The following is a 17,570-nucleotide window of genomic DNA, read 5'->3' as shown; positions in this document are numbered from 1 at the left end:
GCAATGAAGGAAGCTGTCTTTGCGCTGTGTGTTGCGTGCGGGGCGGCTTCTTCCGCTTTGGCCTTTCCCGATGGGGCACCATGGGGGATGGACCCCGCAGAAGGCTGCAATCAGTGCCATTTCGATGGTGATATGGTCGCGCCGTCCACCGCTTTGGCGGTGGACGGGTTGCCCGAACGCCCTCTGCCCGGCCATCGCTATCGCCTGCATATCGGCTTCGAGGCTCCCGATGCGGCTTTGCGCGGCATGGCTGTGCGGATGCTTTATGAGGATGGCGCTCCCGCCGGAAAGCTAAAAGCGGTCACATCGGCTGTGGAAGCACAAGGAAACATGGGGCGCAGCCAGGAAACAGCGGACCAAGGCTGGGCGTTTGAATGGACGGCACCACAGGATATGGGGCAAAAAGATGCGGATCGCCGCGCGATCATGGTCCATTTATGGGGCAATGCGGCCAATGGTGACGGCTCGCCCTTTGGCGACCAGATCCACCACCGCATCATTCCCCTGAACGGATCATCCAAAGGCTCGGCAAAGCGGCCATAACAGATGTTTGTGGCCCATGACGAAACGAAAAGCCATGACCAGCGCGGCTTAGCTTCCAAAGCCGGCTTGTGCTTCGGCCAGGTCGATATTATGGCGCACCATGTCTGCCTCATGGCTTTTTTCGGGTAGGTTCGCCAGTGCCGCGCGATAATCGCTGATGGCTTTTTGCGTTGTGCCGCGCATCAGATGAAGGGTGCCGCGGGAATTGAGAGCCATCCAGTGATTGGGACGGATTCTGATCGCTTTGTCGCACGCGGCGAGGGCTTTGTTCCAAGCATCCACCGTGCTGTGTATGACACAAAGCGCATTCCACGCCGCATATTGGATCAAGGGCGTTTTGTCTTTTTCCAGAAGATTTTCTGCCGCAAGAATGGCTTTGTCCGTTTTGCCGTCATTCAGCAAAATGCGGATCTGGGTGATTTCTGCCGGTTCTTCAAAACGGATGATGTTAACGGGCTGATCGCTGTTTCTAACGATCCGGCTTCCTGTTGTTTGGGCAAGGGTCGCGGCGCCGGTGAAGGCCAGCGAAATGGCGGCCAATGCGCAAGAATAATACCGCATATCATGTCTCCTCATTGGAGGGTGAATGTTGCGCAGTGTGTCTATATTACTATATTGCTGTGTGTAATGGGAGTCTGCGATGCGCAAAGGGCTGCGGTTCGTGGCTGTGCCTTGAGGTTTTATGCGGATGCTTGCCCTTTAATTCCGGAACACATTCATGCCGGTGCGCCGGGCAAACAGCTCCAGGGCGCGGGTGCCGGCAAGGGAATTTCCCGCTTCATTCAGGGGCGGCGACCATGCGCACAGGCTGCCGATACCGGGAATAATGCATAAAATGCCGCCACCAACGCCGGATTTTCCCGGCAAGCCGACCCGAAAAGCGAAATCGCCCGACATGTCATAATGGCCGCAGGTCATCATCAGGGCATTGATTCGTGTTGCGCGGCCCGGTTGGGTGATCTTGGCGCCGCTGATGGGATCGCTTCCCCCATTGGCCAGATAAAGCCCGGCGCGGGAAAGCTCGATGGCGGTCATTTCCAGCGCACATTGGCAGAAATAGGTATTCAGAACCTGATCCACATCATTGTCGATCACCTCGAAACTTTTCATGAAATGCCCAAGGCTGATATTGCGGTGGCCCCATTCCCGTTCGCTTTGTGCCACCTCCGGGTCGATACGCACACGGCTTGATCCACTGGCCTTGCGCACCAAGGTGAGCATGTCGTCTAGGGCACCGTGGTCCCCTGCCGAGCTGATCACCGCATCGGTAACCGCCAAGGCCCCTGCATTGATGAAGGGATTTCTGGGGATGCCACATTCATATTCCAGTTGGGAAATGGAATTGAACGCATTGCCCGAAGGTTCGCGGCCCACCCGTTTCCACAATCGGCTGCCCAAAGCTTCGAGAGCCAGTGTCAGCATGAACAATTTGGATATGGATTGTGCGGAAAAGGGCGTGTCCGCATCGCCGCTTTTATAAACCGTTCCATCAAGGGTGGTGAGCACCAATGCAAAGGATTTCGGGTTCGCGCTGGCAAGGGCGGGGATATAGCTTGCCACAGCCCCCTTGCCCAAAATCGGCTCCACCTCGCGGTGGATTCCTTTGATAATCTTTTCCCAATTCATAGCCTTACAGTAACGGGGCCGGACAGCCACCGCCAGACCGGATCTGCGCCGTGCAGGAGGCGTGTATATTAAGGCTTGCAAAACGGGCTCTATATCGGGATGATATAATAAGAATGATGTCGCCGGAACAAGGCGACGATCCATATATAGCGAGGATAAGGCTTATGAAACCGATCTATTTCCTGATGGCGGCCGGCGCTTTTTGTTTCGTGCAGATGGGGGGCGCTGCAGCGCAGAGCCCGGCCCGGGAAGGTGGCCCTTTGGCGCAAGCCATTACCTTTGCCAAAGAACATGAGCCAAATCAGCTGGACTATAGCTTTGTGCGGCGGATCAAAGTGGATGCGGAAGACGAGGTGTTTGACCGCACGGAACGCTATGACCCCCGTTTGGACCAAGAGAAAAAATGGGAATTGGTCGCCATCGAGGGGAGAGACCCCACGTCTGAAGAGCTTGAAGAATATAAAACCAGCAGCTTCAAGGTGAACGGCAACAGCAATAATTTCGAGTTGTATCACGATGTGATCGGAGACTTGAATTTGGAAGACGCGTTTCTGATCAAGGAAACAGAGGATCAGGCATTTTACCGCCTTGAAGGCGATTTTACAGAGATTCTGGAAGAGGACGAGGTTGATTTCGGCGAGAATCTGGAAGCGCATCTCATGGTGGATAAAACCGATGGCGTACCGTTTGTTTCGGAATTTCGGGTGTTTGCCCCCAATCCTTTCAGTAAGGCGATGATTGCCAAGATCAAAAAATTCGAGATGCAATTTCTCTTTGCCCGCCATAGCCTGTCCGGTGATATCCTTCCCCAGGAGGTTGACGTGAATCTATCGGTTCGGGCCCTGTTTTTCATCTCCGTTGATGCTGTCACCCATATCGGTTTTTCGGATTATCAATATCTGAAAGAAACGAACGATTGATAAGGGCTGGCCAAACAGAGCCGCCAAACGCAAAGGAGTGATAAATGGGCGTGTTTGAAATGGTTGTGCTGATCGTGCTGATTGCCACGGTCGGCGAGATTGTAAAAAATCGCGCGAAAACCAAAACCCGCATGGAAGATCTGGAAAAGCGCCTCAAGGAATTGGGGGTCGCGGATCAATTGAAACGGGTGGATGATCTGGAACAACGGGTGCGGACGCTGGAGAGGATCGCTACAGACAAGCGCAGCCGGTTGCATGATGAAATTGACGCACTTTAAGCCTTTGACGGCATATGGGGCCCGCCTTGAAGAGTGGTTATTCCCCGGCGCGGGATAAAAGCTCGATTGGCCCGGGATGCGGAGGGGTTTGCGGTGCGTTTGCTTTTTTCTGCGTGGGCTTTTCGCAGACGAACAGCTTGAAGGCCGCAGGCGCGAAATAAAACGATACCAGCATGGTTAGAAATGCGCCACCGGCGATGGCCACGGCAAAAGGTGGCCAGAACTGGCTGGGGGACAAGATCAGCGGCATGAAGCCCCCCACCGTTGTCAATGTGGTGGAAATGATATGCCGTCCGGTGGAAAGAACGCCGTGGATGATCGCTTCATTATCGCCAGAGCGGGCGGCGGGATCGTTTTTCAGTTCAGATAGAATAACGATGGAGGCATTGATCGCCAGCCCTACAAGCCCCATCAGCCCGACAATGACCACAAAGCCCAGCGGATAATTGAACACCCACAGGGCCAGCAGCCCCAGACCCGCCGCTTGAATGGCCGAGGCAAAGGTGATGCTTGCAAGGCGGAAGCTGTCGAAGGTGAGGACGATGGCAATGACCATCAACACCGCCAGCACACCTGCCTGTGCCATCAGCTTGCCCACAGCCTTGTTGCGTTCTTCACTTTCGCCACCAAAATCGATGCTATAGCCCGGCGGCACTTGAAAATTCGCATCTTCCAGCCGCTTCGTGATTTCGGCAAAGGCGGTTTCTGGCAACACATCGGGCAGGATGAAGCCTTGTATCGTGTTTATCCGTTCGCCATTGCGCCGGGCGATAGAGCCCACAGAGGGCGTTACATCAATGCGGGCGAGAGCGGTCAGGGGAACGCTGGTGAAACTGCCATCAGCGGCGCGGCCCCGCACGGGGGGGACAAGTTCCAGTTCCCGCAATCCGGCAATATCGGACCGGTTGTCGGCGCTGGTACGCACGCGAACCGGGATTTCTTCGGTTTCTTCGATGATGGAGCCGCCCTGCACCCCATCCACTGCGGCGCGTAATTGATCGGCAACGGCCCGCAGATCAAGGCCCAATGTGGCGGCGGCCCGTTCATCGGCTTCGACACGGATTTCCGGGCGACCCACCTCAAGGCTGGTGCGGGTATGGATCACCGATGGCACGGTGGCCATGACCTGACGCACCTGTTCCCCCAGATCGCGCAGGGTTTCAAGATCAGGGCCATGAAGACGCAGTTCCACCGGCGCATCATAAGGGGGGCCTTGTTCCAGCTTGCGCACCAGCGTTTGCACATGGGGATAGGCCCTGTCCAATTTGTCCTGATAGACATCGATCATGCGATTGGTGGCTTCATCGCTGGTGGCGGTGATCATGGCCTGGGCGTAATTGGCAGCCCCATCGCGGTTGCTGATCAGATTATAATAAAATTTTGCGGCGCTTTGCCCGATATACCAATGGGCCGACAGCAGATCCGGGTCGGCGCTTAGCATGGCATGCACATCTTCCACCAAGGCGCGGGTTTCCTCGATGGAGGCCTGCGTGGGCAATGTCATTTCGATATGGAACTGGTCGCGGTCGGCGGGCGGAAAAAACTGCTCGGTAAGCGTGCTTGCGGAAAAAATCCCGAAGATCGGCAAGGCGCTGGCCATCAGCATGGAGAGTTTTGGATGGGCCATCGACCAGCCCAGAGACCGGCGAAAGGCCAGCCGCACCGGTTTTGCATTCACCCCTTCATTCCACCATGTGCGGGGCGATTCGTCCAGACTGTCTGATGTTTGTGGAGATGTGTTTTTCCCCAGAACCCGGCCCGCCATGGCAACGATAATGGTAAAGCTGATGATATAGCTGGCCACAAGGGCGGCGATCACGCTGGCGGAAATCCCGCCGACAAATTCCCCCGCATTGCCGGGCATCAAGATGATCGGCATGAAAGCGATGATGGTGGTGATGGTCGAGCCCATCAAAGGCAGCCAAAGCTTTGCCACGGTCCGCGCCACGGCCTGGCTGCGCCGTTCGCCGCGCAAAAGCCTGCTTTGCACATCATCGGTTACCACGATGGCATTATCCACCATGATACCAAGGGCAACGATCAGGCCGGTGACCACCATCTGTTCGATTTGAAAGCCGAAGATATTGAGCGCCGCCAAGGCCGCCAAAGCCGCCAATGGCAGGATAGAGCCTGCAATGATGCTGGCCTTCCACCCCAAAGTGACCAGCAAGGTGACCATGACGATGATGGCCCCATAGATCAGATTGTCCATCAGATCCGACAGGCGTTCATTGGTATATTTCGCCTGATCGAACAAAACATCGGCGGTGATGTTTTCCGGCAAGGTTGTCTGATAATCGTCCAGCACCGCATGAACGGTGTCCATCCATGTATCGATACGGCTGGTTTCCAGCATGCGGGCGCCCACCACCACGCCATAATCGCCAGAAAGATAGGCCAGCGAATCCGGCGGGTCGCGGTGGGTGCGTTCGATTTTTGCCACATCGCCCACCGTGGCCATGCCGGTTTCGGCGCTGGTGGTCAGCGGGATGGTGCGAATCCGTTCAAGGCTGTCAAAGGCGCCGGATACTTGCACCACATAGCGGTTGCTTGCACCCGATACCGTGCCTGCGGTGTTTTTGGAATCGGCGGCAAAAATCCGGTTGGCCACATCGGCGGCAGACATGCCCATGGCGGCCAGCATATCGTCGTCCAGAGTGACAGAGATTTCTTCCGAAGGCAGGCCAAAGGTCCGCACGAAATCGGTACCGGCCACATTGCTGAGCCGGGTTTCCAGTTCCCGCGCATGGCGGCCCAGAATTGCATAATTGGGGGTGCCTTCGCCGTGCCACACAAGGCCGATGATGCTGGTCAGAGAATAAAGGCGGTCATCATCATAGACAGGGGGAAGGGAGCCGGGCGGCAAATCGGTGACTTCATTGATCTTGTCACGGAGTAAGCTGGACACCCGGTCCACATCGGTCACTTCGTCTTTCATCTCGATGGTGATGAAGGATAGCCCCAGCCGCGAGGCCGAAGAGATATCATCCACTTCCGAGACTTCTCGGATCTTGCGCTCCAGTTTTTCGGTGATCAGGGCTTCCACCCGCTCGGCACTGGCCCCGGGGAAGCGGGTAATCACAAAGGCCACCCGGTTTTCCATATGCGGGTCTTCAAGGCGCGGCATGGTGGTCACCGCCGCGCTGCCGGCCACCAGAATCAACAGCAGCAACAAGATGATCAGGCGCGGATAATTATACAGACTGCGCATCACTCGGCCCCGTCCGTATCCGTGGCTGTTTTGCCGGGCAATTGGCCTTGCGGCCCCATTTGGCGGGTTTGAACGATGTCCACATGCTTGCCCGGAGTGACGCGCGCAACGCCCCCATCAATGATCAGATCTCCATCGCGCACGGTGCCAGATACAAACACGCGGTCTACTTCATTGTGCAAGATCTGCACATTTTCAAACACCACATGATGGCGGCCTTGTTCATCAAGAACCACCTTATAAACCCGCCACAGGCCCCGCACATCGGCGGTCAAGGCCTCAAGCGGCAACCAGAAGCCGGACGTGTTGACGGGATCGGTGATTCTGGCGGTCACAAGCGAGCCATCGGCAATCAATTGCGAGGCATCACCCGTAATATCCATGGTGACAAGGGCGGTGCGTGTTTCTCCGCGTACGAAGGGCACAATGGCCTTCACTTGCGCAAAGACCAGATCCCCGTCCTGCGTGCTTAATGGCACATGATCCCCCGCTGCCAAGCGATGCGCAAAATCGAGCGGCATGCCCACTTCCGCTTCCAGACCGCCGTTTTCAATCAGCGACAAAACAGGCTCGCCGGCGGCCACAATGGCTCCTTCATCCAGCAAACGGCGAGAGACCATGCCATCAAAGGGCGCAATCAGGCGGGATTTTTCAATATCCACTTCCAGGCTGGCAAGGGCGGCATTGGCACTGCTGCGCCGGGCTTTTGCGGTATCGGCATTGGCCACGGCATCATCGAGCCGTTGCTCTGTTACATGGCCTTGCTTGAACAGGGCACGGCTGCGCTCGGCGGTTTTTTGGGCAACAACGAGATTGGCATCGGCTTCCGCAAGCTGGGCCACCAATTCCGAGCGGCGGGCCAGCAACCGGTCCGTATCCAGCACCGCCAGAATCTGCCCCTTTTCCACAATCGCCCCGGTATCCACCAGAACGCGGCGCACAATGCCCCCGCTGTCAAACCCCAGATCCGCTTGCCTGCGTGATACCGCCCGTCCGGTAAAACCACGGGAAATGTCGTAATGATCGCGGATATTCACTTTCAAGACCGATACCGGCAAGGCGCGTTCTTGTGTCAGCTTTTCCGCGCCCGATTCCTTAAAGCCTATCCGGCCCATCAAGATAACAAGCATGATGACGATGAATGCGATGCCCGCCAGCAAAGAAAAGCGACGCAGTTGTGTGGGCGAAAATCCGGTCATGCGCAGATCGTTCCTGTTTGCCTGATCATTCGGTTGGGCCTTGCCCCTGCCTTTGAACGCCTTTATAACAAACTAGACTGTATAGTCCAATATATAACATCAGCCCTTTCAGTTACCATCGGGTAAATAATGACAGAAATTTATGTAAATAAGGCGCAGATGGAAAAAACAGCTTCGATGGCTCGGCAGGGCTTGGAAAAAAGCCGGGGGCGGCCACGCAGTGCGGATAAAAACCGGGCGATCCTTGATGCTGCCAGCGCCTTGTTTCTGAGCGTTGGATTTGATCGGGTCTCGATGGATCAGATTGCCAGTAAAGCCGAAGTTTCCAAACAAACCGTTTATGGCCATTTTAAAAGCAAAGAAGGGCTGTTTCGCGCGGTGATCGGCCATCGGGTGTCGGATTTTTTTCAAGACGATCTGTTGGATACGGCCGGCCATCGTTCGATCAAGGAAACGCTGAACCGTCTTGGGCAGCAATATATGCGCCTGATCTTGTCCGATGATGCGGTGGCCATGTTCCGTATTTTAGCGGGCAATGCGGAAAGTCACCCCAAATTGGTGGCGATGTTTTTTGAAGAAGGGCCGGGGCGCTTGGCGCAGGCATTGGAATCGGTGTTCCGATATGCCCATGAACGCGGCGACCTGATCTGTGCCGATGCTCAAAAGGCTTCTCAATTATTTGCGACATTGTTGCGCGGCGATTTGTATCTAAAGCGCACTCTGGGGCTGGCATCCGGAATAGAAGCGGACGAGATCAACCGGCATGTGGCCGATGTGGTATCCACATTTCTAAAGCTGTACCCACCGCAAGAAGGCTAGGGCCGCCCCATATCAAGAGCCGGTCTTTGTCTTAGTTGGGCGCGGCTTGCCCATCATTGGGGGCCAGCTCTTTGGGAGCCATGGTCGAGCGCATATGGCGTTCATTTTCCGTATCGCCGGGGAGCCCGTCGGGCAATTGTTTCGCCACAGAGCGGGTATCGGGGCCCATGGGCAGATCCGCGAAAATGGGGTCCACGTCCTTGTCTGAAGAAAACCAGCTGCAGCCTGACAAGCCAAAAGCCAAAAGGGCCAGGCTGGCGGTGCGAAGGATAAAGCCGGGGCGAAGAGCAAAATGTTGAGCCATAATATTTTTGTATAATCTTTGCCGGATGGACGATGCGCAGACACTGCCTTATCCCATGCCGGCGTGCAAGCATCCAAAGTGGTAAATGGGGCTTTGCTGCCAAGAAGGCTTGATCTGGGCAGGCTTTTGCCCCATGTCCTTGGCGCGTCAGATGGCCGGGCGGCCGCGCGATCCTTTTATGAGGGTTTCGAGGAAAGTCCGGGCTCCACGGAGATACGGTGCCGGGTAACGCCCGGCGAAGGCAACTTCAGGGATAGTGCCACAGAAAGCAAACCGCCCGGCCTGCCGCATTTGCGGGTCACATGCCGGGTAAGGGTGAAAGGGTGCGGTAAGAGCGCACCGCCGGTCTGGTAACAGAACGGGCATGGTAAACCCCACCGGGAGCAAGATCGAATAGGGACGACGAATGGCCGTGTCTTTGGGCTGTCGTCCGGGTTGATCGCTTGAGGCTGCCGGCAACGGTAGCCCTAGAGGAATGGTCGCCGCTTCGCGTTTATGCGCGAATGTACAGAACCCGGCTTATAGGCCATCTGACGCCTTTCCCCTGATTATTTTGGGTAATTTTGTACCACATCCCGCCCCCTGCACCACCCTGTTCTTGTGAAAAACGACTCGGAATGGCTGTGCTATGGGATATTTCCCCACCGGACATGCTTCGGGTGGCGGGGGTTTATGAGTGACAGTCAAGAACAAATATAGAACTATTATGAATTTATGTCGTGTTTAAAAGCTGTTCCGGACGATTCTGAAAGTACAGCCTTCATTGTTATTATGTTCGGTTATTTCTAAAGTTTTAAGGAAGCGGTGGAAAAAGCCCCCTTCAAGCTCCTAGAAACACGGGAAAACAGCCTTCATCCCATTGCAGTCCAATTTATGGCATGGTATCCCATAAGAACCCAAAAATTGTGGGATAATGATTATAACGCGTCATGGGCCTTTGTGGCTCGATGCAGGCAGGGATGGCAGGGGGCATGCGCTTCACAGCCAATTACAGCAATAAAGTCGATGCGAAGGGGCGGGTATCCGTTCCCGCGCGCTATCGTGCCCTGCTGGAAAAAAGCGAATTTCCCGGCATCGTTGTTTATGAATCCTTCAAGCTGCCCTGTCTGGAGGCCAGCTCCCGCGAGTTTATGGACGAGCTGTCCCAAAGGCTGGCCGAGGATTTCGGTGCCTTTGAAGATGAAAAAGAAGCGCTGGCCACAACGATTTTAGGGGCCGCCTTTGATTTGCCCTTCGATGGTGGCGGGCGGATTTTATTGCCCCAGTCCCTGATGCAATTTGCCGGCATCACCAGCATGGCGGTGTTTGTCGGTGTTGGTGAAAAGATCCTGATCTGGGAACCGGCTGCGTGGGAAGCCTATCGCGACGAACAGCGGGCCAAGGCCCGGGCGGCGGCACAGCGTTTGGGGGCTTTGCGCCCGCGTGCCGTTGCTGTGGCAGGGGGTGGCCAATGACCGATGCTCCCGCCCGTAGCACACGCCATGTTCCTGTTATGCTTTCCGAAGTGATCGCAGCGCTGCGCCCAAAATCCGGCGATTGTTTCGTTGACGGAACATTTGGTGCCGGTGGCTATAGCCGGGCTCTTTTAGAGTCGGCGGATGATGTGCGGGTGTTTGCCATCGACCGCGACCCCGAAGCCATTGCCCGCGGGGCCGATCTGGTGCGGGAAAGCAATGGACGTCTGGTTTTGATGGAAGGGTGCTTTTCTGACATGGAGGCGCTGCTGGCGCACCATGATGTGCACTCTGTCGATGGGGTCACTTTGGATGTGGGCGTGTCGTCCTTTCAGATTGAAACGGCGGCGCGTGGCTTTTCTTTCCAATCCGATGGGCCGCTGGATATGCGCATGGCGCGCACCGGGGAAACAGCCGCGGATATGGTCAATACCCGCAGCGAAACAGACCTTGCCGACCTGATTTATCAATTGGGGGAAGAGGTGCGCTCGCGGCGTATCGCCAAGGCCATTGTTACGGCGCGGGCGGAAAAACCCATTTTGCGCACCTCGGAATTGGCGGCAATCATTGTGGGGGCCGTGGGCATGGGGCCACGCGCCAAGAAAAAAATCCATCCGGCAACCCGGACATTTCAAGCCTTGCGGATTGCCGTGAATGATGAATTGGGCGAACTGGAGCGGGCGCTGGACGCCGCCGAACGGGTGCTTGCCCCTGAAGGTCGCCTTGCCATTGTGGCTTTTCATTCCTTGGAAGACCGCATCGTGAAGTCTTTTTTGGCCGAGCGTGCCGGGCGGTTGCCTTCCGGATCGCGGCATCTGCCTGATTTGCCGGATGTGGGGCCGCAGCCCAGTTTTTATCTTCCGAAAAAAGGGGCCATCAAGCCGTCGGATACAGAAGTGTCGACGAATCCACGGGCCCGGTCTGCGCGTTTGCGCGTTGCGGTGCGGACCGAAGCCCCGGCATGGAGGGCTGCGGCATGAGGCAACTTTTGATCGCCCTTATTGCTCTTTTGGCCATTGGGTCCGCTGCCGGTCTTTATCAGCTGAAACATCAGGTGGAAGCGCGGCGTGATGCTGTGTCCGCCCTTGAGCGCCAGATCGTGGATGATGCAGAAGCGGTGCGCGTTTTGGAAGCGGAATGGGCGTATTTGTCCAGCCCGCAGGTGATTCAGGATCAGGCCTTCCGGTATTTGAAATTGCGTCCGGCAAGCCCTGAGCAGCTTGTATCGTCGCTTGCGGTTTTGCCATATCGTCTGGAAGGGCGGCGTTTGGCATCCGCCATGCCTGATGATGTGTTTCGCGTGCCGTCGCCTCGTAAGAAACCGACGGCTCCGGTGCGGATCGAAGAACACGATCAGCCGGTGATTGCCGTGTCTGATGCACGGGACTATAGCGCCGCACCCCGCGCCCAACAGCCCCGATTGACCCGGACAGACCGCGCTAAAGACAACGCACCGCCCCGCCAAACATCACGGCCCAAACAGCTGGATTTCGGAGCGCGGATGCAAAAAGCGCTTGAGCGTATCGGGGACGAGAGATGACCTTGACGCGCGTCAGAGTGGACGGCGCGCGGGCCACAGCAATGGAGCGCGCCCGCCAGCGTCTGGTTGTGATCGCCGTTTTGTTCGGCGGGGCGTTTTTGCTGATGGGGGTGCGCACGCTTGATCTGGGCTTGTTCCGGGCGGTGGCGGAAACCCATTCCTTGTCGGCTTCGGCCACTGTGCGGGCCGCATCGCGCGCCGATATTGTGGACCGCAATGGCGTGGTTCTGGCCACTAATTTGCGCACTGCTTCGCTTTATGCCGATCCCAAGCGCATTCTTGATCCGGAAGATGCGGCGGCCAAGCTGGTCCGTATATTGCCGGATCTGGCCCAAGCGGAATTGCTGGAGAAATTGCGCTCCAGCCGTCGCTTTGTGTGGATCAAGCGCAAGCTGTCGCCCCGCCAGATGTGGGCTGTGAATGCGCTTGGATTGCCGGGGCTTGCGTTTCAGGAAGAAGAAGAGCGCGTCTATCCGCAAGGGCGGTTGGCGGCGCATGTTCTGGGCTTTACCGATCCCGACGGGCGTGGCCTTGCGGGGGTAGAGCATTTTTTCGACAGCCGCTTGTCGGATGTAACCATGGTGGACGAACCGCTCAGGCTTTCGGTGGACGTGCGGGTGCAGCACGCTCTTGCCGATCAGATCGCGCAGGCTATCGAGCGTTTTTCCGCCAAGGCCGGGGCGGGGCTGGTGATGGATGTGCGCACAGGCGAACTTCTGGCACTGGCCTCGCTTCCTGATTACGATCCCAATCATGGGGGCGGTGCGCCAAAAGATGCGCTGTTCAATCGCGCCAGCCAGGGCGTTTATGAATTGGGGTCCACCTTCAAGGCGTTCACCATTGCCATGGCGCTGGAAACGGGCGTGGCGGATTTGTCTTCGCGCTATGATGCGTCGGAACCGATCCGGGTGAGCCGCTTTACCATTCGGGACGATCATCCTCAGGCCCGTATGTTAAGCCTGCCGGAAGTGTTTGTGCATTCGTCCAATATTGGCGCCGCGAAAATGGCGTTGGATGTGGGGGCGCAAGACCAGCAGGCGTTTCTTTCGCGTATCGGTATGTTGCGTCCGGCGGCGCTGGAGATTTCCGAAGTGGGGCATCCTTTGGTGCCGGAACGGTGGCGCGATATCGCCACCATGACCATTTCCTATGGCCATGGCATCGCCGTTAGTCCGGTGCAATTGGCCACCGGCCTTGCCGCAATGGTGAACGGTGGCGACCTTTTTCCGGCCACTTTGATCCGCAAAAATGAAGATCAGATGTCTTCGGGAAAACGGGTTATTTCAGAAAATACCAGCGATATCATGCGGCGGCTTATGCGGCTTGTGGTGCGGGATGGTACGGCCAAATCGGCGGATGTGCCCGGCTATCAGGTGGGTGGCAAAACCGGCACCGCAGAAAAACCGGCAGCCGGTGGCTATGCCCGCAAAGCGCTGTTGTCGTCTTTTGCCGGCGTCTTTCCCATGGATGATCCGCGCTATTTGGTCTTCGTTTTGGTGGACGAGCCAAAAGGCACAAAAGCCACATGGAATTTTGCGGGCGGCGGTTGGACCGCAGCCCCCACCGTGGCCAAGATTATCCTGCGTATTGCGCCAATTTTGGGGGTGGAGCCGCAAAAGGAAGATGATGGTCTTTTCCAGCAGGCAGCCTATGCGATCGAAGATTCGCGGAGGCATCCGTGATGGCCGATTCCATGCACATGCGCCCTTTATCCGATCTTTTGGGCTTTGATGGTGATGGCGATATGGCGATCACCGGCCTCACCTCCGATAGCCGTCGGGTGCAAAAAGGATATCTGTTTGCAGCCCTTCCCGGTAGTCAGGTGGATGGCCAAGATTTTGTCCCCGATGCTTTGGCACGGGGGGCGGTGGCGGTTCTTGGCCCCAAGGGGCTAGAGCTGCCCGGCGATGTGGCGCGGATCGAAGCGGCGGTGCCGCGCCAGGCCTTTGCCCATATGGCATCGCGGTTTTATGGACCGTCTCCCGAGGTGATGGCCTGTGTGACCGGCACCAATGGCAAAACGTCTGTGGCCAGCTTCACGCGTCAGATTTGGGAACAATCGGGATTGTTTGCGGCCAGCATCGGCACGCTTGGGGTCGAAAGCACGGTGATGACTCGCCCCGGCGGCCTCACCAGCCCCGATCCTGTGGCGCTGCATGAAGCTTTGGCCAGCTTGCAAAAAGCCGGTGTCACCCACGGCGTGTGCGAGGCATCGAGCCACGGACTGGCGCAATATCGGCTGGACGGGGTGCGTCCCAAGGCCGTGGCCTTTACCAATCTCAGCCGCGATCATCTGGATTATCACCATACATTGGAAGCCTATTTCCATGCCAAAGCCCGCTTGTTCAATGATCTGGCGGTCGATGATGGCGCGGCGGTTGTTTTTATTGATAGCGAGGCTGGCGTGCGGATGGCCGATATCGCCGCAGGTCGCGGCTTGCGCCTGATTACGGTGGGGCGGGCGCCTTATGCGTCGATCCGGCTTGATGGCATCAAGGCAGAAGGCAGCGGGCAGCAGCTCAAGATCGTATATGACGCCGTGACCCACCATATTATATTGCCGCTATTCGGCAGATTTCAGGCTGAAAACGCTTTGGTGGCGGCAGGGCTGGCGATCGGCTGTGGTGGTGATCCGAAGGCGGTGTTCAAAGCGCTGGAAACGTTAAAGCCGGTGCCGGGGCGCTTGGAAAAAATTGGCGATACCCAAAACGGTGCGCCGGTGTTTGTGGATTATGCCCATACCCCTGATGGCCTGAAAACCGTGCTGGAGGCGTTGCGCCCCCATACTGCCAACCGGCTTGCGGTGGTGTTTGGCTGCGGCGGCGACCGTGATCGCGGCAAGCGCCCGGAAATGGGGGGCTTGGCGCAGGATTTGGCGGATCTTGTGGTGGTGAGCGACGACAATCCGCGCTCCGAAGATGCCGCTGCCATTCGTCGGGATATTCTGGCGGCCTGCCCTGATGCGCAGGAAATCGGTGATCGGGCCCAAGCCATTGCCTTTGCGATCCAGAACCTGAATGCAGGCGATTGCCTTGTGATTGCGGGCAAGGGCCATGAACAAGGGCAGATAATCGGCGACCGGATTTTGCCTTTTTCCGATATCGCGGTGGTCACCGCACTTTTGGCAGGGAGAGGGGCGTGACGATCCGCGAACCTTTATGGACAGCGCAGGAAATCCGGGCGGTTCTGGGCGCTATGGGCACAAGCCGCTGGTATGCGGACGGCATTGCCATTGACAGCCGCGATCTGGTGCCCGGTGATCTGTTTATCGCGCTGGATGGCCCAAATCATGATGGCCATGATTATGTGGCGCAGGCTTTTGCGGCAGGGGCCGTTGGGGCCATTGTTTCAAAAGCGGTGTCCGGTGTTGCCGATGATGATCCCCGTCTGGTGACGGTGGATGATGGCATGGCGGCGCTTTATAAGCTGGCTGCAGCCGCGCGGGCGCGGATGACGGGCAAGGTGGCGGTGGTGACCGGCAGTGCAGGCAAAACCAGCGTCAAGGATATGCTGCGCCTTGCCTTGGGCCGCGAACGCCTTGTCCATGCCAGCATCCGCAGCTTCAACAATCATCTGGGCGCGCCTTTGTCTTTGGCGCGGATGCCGCGTGAAACGGCCTTTGCGGTATTTGAATTGGGGATGAGTGCGGCGGGCGAAATTGCGCCTTTGTCGCGCTTGATGGCCCCGGATCTGGCGATTGTTACCGGTGTTGGCAAGGCGCATGCACAGGCGTTCGACAGCCTTATGCAGATCGCCGATGCAAAAGCCGAGATTTTCGCGGGGTTGACCCCCGGCGGTGTGGCGGTGCTGGGGATGGATCACGATCAGGCATCGCGGCTTGTGACCCATGCGAAAGCGGCCAAAGCGCGGCTGGTGACGGTATCGATGGAAGAGGCATCCGCCGATGTGGGGCTGGTGCGCTATCATGAACAGGCGCAGCTAAGCTGCTTTACCGCGCGGCTTGGGAAAACATTGGTGACGGGCAAGATCGGGGCCGGAGGACGCCATTGGGTGGCCAATGCCTTGCTGGTTTTGGCCGCAGTAAGGGAACTGGGCGGCGATCTGGGCTTGGCGGCGCTGGCCTTGGCAGATTTTCGGCCGGCAAAAGGGCGCGGTGTGCATCGCCAGATTGCTTTGCGCGATGGCCCCTTCACCTTGATCGACGATGCCTATAATGCCAATCCGCTGTCTTTTGAGGCCAGCCTTGCCGCATTGGCTTTGGCGGCGCCGGGGGCAAAGGGGCGGCGTCTTGGCATTTTTGCCGATATGGCGGAATTGGGGGCCGATAGTGCCTCGTGTCATCAGGCCTTGGCCAAAGCGGCGCAGGCAGCAGGCTTGGCGCAGATCATTGCGCTTGGCCCCGAAATGGCGGCCATGGCCCGGCACGCAAATATCCCGGTTACAGAGGTGGATGGCCCCGAACAGGCGTTGGCGCAGGCCAAGCGGATCGTTCGGCCCGGTGATGTTTTGTTGGTGAAAGGTTCCCATGCGGCACGGCTTGATCGGGTTGTTTCGGGGTTTTTCGCATTGGGTCAAAGTCCGTTTGTACCGCACCGCCAACAACCGCTTGCTGCGGCGGCGATGTGAAGGGAGAAATGGGTGCTTTATAATTTTCTGATCCCGCTGGCTGATGATTTTGCCGTGCTCAATCTGGTGCGTTATCTCACCTTTCGCACCGGCGCGGCCTTGTTGACGGCCATGCTGATCAGCCTTGTGATCGGGCCGGGATTGATCCGCTGGTTGAAGGTGAAGCAGAAAAAAGGCCAACCCATCCGCATAGACGGGCCGCAATCGCATATTTTGTCAAAAGCAGGCACGCCCACCATGGGGGGGCTGATGATCCTGATCGGGCTGGTGGCCAGCACGATCTTGTGGGCCGATTTGTCGAATCCTTATGTGTGGGCTTGCTTGGCGGTGACCGCCAGCTTCGGGGCCATCGGATTTCTGGATGATTATCTCAAGGTCACCAAGGCCAATCCCAAAGGCGTGCCGGGGCGTTGGAAATTTCTGGCGGAAAGCTGTGTGGCTGTCGCCATTGCCTTGTGGGTGGCGCATATCGGTTCGCCCAGCCTGATGCTGCCCTTTGTGAAGGATACCATGGTCAATTTGGCGTGGTTTTATCCCATTTTCGGCGTGTTGGTGATTGTGGGCGCCGGCAATGCGGTGAACCTGACCGACGGGCTGGACGGATTGGCCATCATGCCGGTGATTATCGCCGCTTCGGCCTTCGGGTTGATTTCCTATCTGGTGGGCAATGCCATCTATGCCGATTATTTGCAGATCAGCTATATCCGTGGATCGGGCGAACTGGCGGTGTTTTGCGGCGCGATCATCGGTGCGGGCCTTGGCTTTTTGTGGTTCAACGCGCCGCCCGCCATGGTGTTCATGGGCGATACGGGCAGCCTGTCTCTGGGCGGGGCTTTGGGGTCTGTGGCGGTGGTCACAAAACATGAACTGGTGCTGTTGATCATTGGCGGGCTGTTTGTGCTGGAAACCGTGTCGGTGATCGTTCAGGTGGCCAGCTTCAAGCTGACGGGGCGGCGGGTGTTTCGCATGGCGCCCTTGCATCATCATTTTGAGCATAAAGGCTGGTCGGAACCCACCATCGTGATCCGGTTCTGGATCATTGCACTTATCCTTGCCCTTATCGGGCTTGCCACTTTGAAGCTGAGATAA

General features: G+C 57.3%; 16 protein-coding genes and 1 other RNA gene. 12 read left to right on the top strand and 5 right to left on the bottom strand.

Annotated elements, in window-relative coordinates; translation table 11 throughout:
* Positions 1–3 precede the first annotated feature (3 nt).
* Positions 4–543, top strand: coding sequence for a choice-of-anchor V domain-containing protein (locus IEX96_RS06175; protein ID WP_150004912.1), 540 nt, complete (start codon positions 4–6; stop codon positions 541–543).
* Between the two features lie 48 nt (positions 544–591).
* Here the strand turns inward: IEX96_RS06175 and IEX96_RS06170 are convergent, their stop codons facing one another.
* Together IEX96_RS06170 and IEX96_RS06165 are read right to left on the bottom strand one after the other, a co-directional pair.
* The gene (locus IEX96_RS06170; protein WP_188873628.1) at positions 592–1,104 is read right to left on the bottom strand and encodes a tetratricopeptide repeat protein; all 513 of its coding nucleotides are present in this window, start codon (positions 1,102–1,104) and stop codon (positions 592–594) included.
* 138 nt (positions 1,105–1,242) lie between these two features.
* Positions 1,243–2,169, bottom strand: a complete 927-nt coding sequence (locus tag IEX96_RS06165) for a glutaminase (protein ID WP_150004914.1) — start codon at positions 2,167–2,169, stop codon at positions 1,243–1,245.
* A 164-nt stretch (positions 2,170–2,333) separates the two neighbouring features.
* Between IEX96_RS06165 and IEX96_RS06160 the strand changes: the two genes are divergently transcribed.
* Both IEX96_RS06160 and IEX96_RS06155 read left to right on the top strand, forming a co-directional pair.
* Complete coding sequence (locus IEX96_RS06160; RefSeq protein WP_150004915.1) at positions 2,334–3,089, top strand: hypothetical protein; 756 nt, start codon at positions 2,334–2,336, stop codon at positions 3,087–3,089.
* 44 nt (positions 3,090–3,133) lie between these two features.
* Positions 3,134–3,367, top strand: coding sequence for a hypothetical protein (locus tag IEX96_RS06155; protein WP_150000841.1), 234 nt, complete (start codon positions 3,134–3,136; stop codon positions 3,365–3,367).
* 37 nt (positions 3,368–3,404) lie between these two features.
* On the opposite strand, the gene IEX96_RS06150 is transcribed toward IEX96_RS06155, so the two are convergent.
* Together IEX96_RS06150 and IEX96_RS06145 are read right to left on the bottom strand one after the other, a co-directional pair.
* Positions 3,405–6,578, bottom strand: coding sequence for an efflux RND transporter permease subunit (locus tag IEX96_RS06150; RefSeq protein WP_229773579.1), 3,174 nt, complete (start codon positions 6,576–6,578; stop codon positions 3,405–3,407).
* A complete protein-coding gene (locus IEX96_RS06145; protein ID WP_150004917.1) occupies positions 6,578–7,777 on the bottom strand; it encodes an efflux RND transporter periplasmic adaptor subunit in 1,200 nt (399 codons plus the stop codon). The genes IEX96_RS06150 and IEX96_RS06145 overlap by 1 nt, the downstream gene beginning before the upstream one ends.
* A gap of 177 nt (positions 7,778–7,954) precedes the next feature.
* On the opposite strand from IEX96_RS06145, the gene IEX96_RS06140 reads away from it, so the two are divergent.
* Positions 7,955–8,596 carry a TetR/AcrR family transcriptional regulator gene (locus IEX96_RS06140; protein ID WP_188873627.1) on the top strand — a complete coding sequence of 214 codons (642 nt, stop codon included), beginning with the start codon at positions 7,955–7,957 and terminating at the stop codon, positions 8,594–8,596.
* Positions 8,597–8,627: 31 nt separating this feature from the next.
* On the opposite strand, the gene IEX96_RS06135 is transcribed toward IEX96_RS06140, so the two are convergent.
* Positions 8,628–8,900: a hypothetical protein gene (locus IEX96_RS06135; RefSeq protein WP_150004919.1), complete on the bottom strand. Its 273-nt coding sequence runs from the start codon at positions 8,898–8,900 to the stop codon at positions 8,628–8,630.
* Positions 8,901–9,047: 147 nt separating this feature from the next.
* Here IEX96_RS06135 and rnpB point away from each other — a divergent pair.
* The 8 genes from rnpB (at position 9,048) to mraY (ending at position 17,570) form a co-directional block, all read left to right on the top strand.
* Positions 9,048–9,438: RNase P RNA component class A (gene rnpB / locus IEX96_RS06130), an RNA gene on the top strand.
* Positions 9,439–9,871: 433 nt separating this feature from the next.
* The gene (locus IEX96_RS06125) at positions 9,872–10,354 is read left to right on the top strand and encodes a division/cell wall cluster transcriptional repressor MraZ (protein WP_188873626.1); all 483 of its coding nucleotides are present in this window, start codon (positions 9,872–9,874) and stop codon (positions 10,352–10,354) included.
* A complete protein-coding gene (gene rsmH / locus IEX96_RS06120; protein ID WP_150004921.1) occupies positions 10,351–11,334 on the top strand; it encodes a 16S rRNA (cytosine(1402)-N(4))-methyltransferase RsmH in 984 nt (327 codons plus the stop codon). The genes IEX96_RS06125 and rsmH overlap by 4 nt, the downstream gene beginning before the upstream one ends.
* A complete protein-coding gene (gene ftsL, locus IEX96_RS06115; protein WP_150004922.1) occupies positions 11,331–11,894 on the top strand; it encodes a cell division protein FtsL in 564 nt (187 codons plus the stop codon). The genes rsmH and ftsL overlap by 4 nt, the downstream gene beginning before the upstream one ends.
* Entirely contained in the window at positions 11,891–13,576 is a 1,686-nt protein-coding gene (locus IEX96_RS06110) for a peptidoglycan D,D-transpeptidase FtsI family protein (protein ID WP_150004923.1), read from the top strand. Before ftsL ends, IEX96_RS06110 begins: the two co-directional genes overlap by 4 nt.
* Complete coding sequence (locus IEX96_RS06105) at positions 13,576–15,036, top strand: UDP-N-acetylmuramoyl-L-alanyl-D-glutamate--2,6-diaminopimelate ligase (protein WP_229773578.1); 1,461 nt, start codon at positions 13,576–13,578, stop codon at positions 15,034–15,036. The genes IEX96_RS06110 and IEX96_RS06105 overlap by 1 nt, the downstream gene beginning before the upstream one ends.
* Positions 15,033–16,481, top strand: a complete 1,449-nt coding sequence (locus tag IEX96_RS06100) for a UDP-N-acetylmuramoyl-tripeptide--D-alanyl-D-alanine ligase (RefSeq protein ID WP_188873625.1) — start codon at positions 15,033–15,035, stop codon at positions 16,479–16,481. The genes IEX96_RS06105 and IEX96_RS06100 overlap by 4 nt, the downstream gene beginning before the upstream one ends.
* Before the next feature lie 12 nt (positions 16,482–16,493).
* Positions 16,494–17,570: a phospho-N-acetylmuramoyl-pentapeptide-transferase gene (gene mraY / locus IEX96_RS06095; RefSeq protein ID WP_150004926.1), complete on the top strand. Its 1,077-nt coding sequence runs from the start codon at positions 16,494–16,496 to the stop codon at positions 17,568–17,570.

Origin of the sequence: Iodidimonas muriae (genome assembly GCF_014647255.1) — a bacterium.
Lineage (GTDB): Bacteria > Pseudomonadota > Alphaproteobacteria > Sphingomonadales > Rhodothalassiaceae > Iodidimonas > Iodidimonas muriae.
This window is presented reverse-complemented; position numbering and strand designations above follow the sequence as displayed.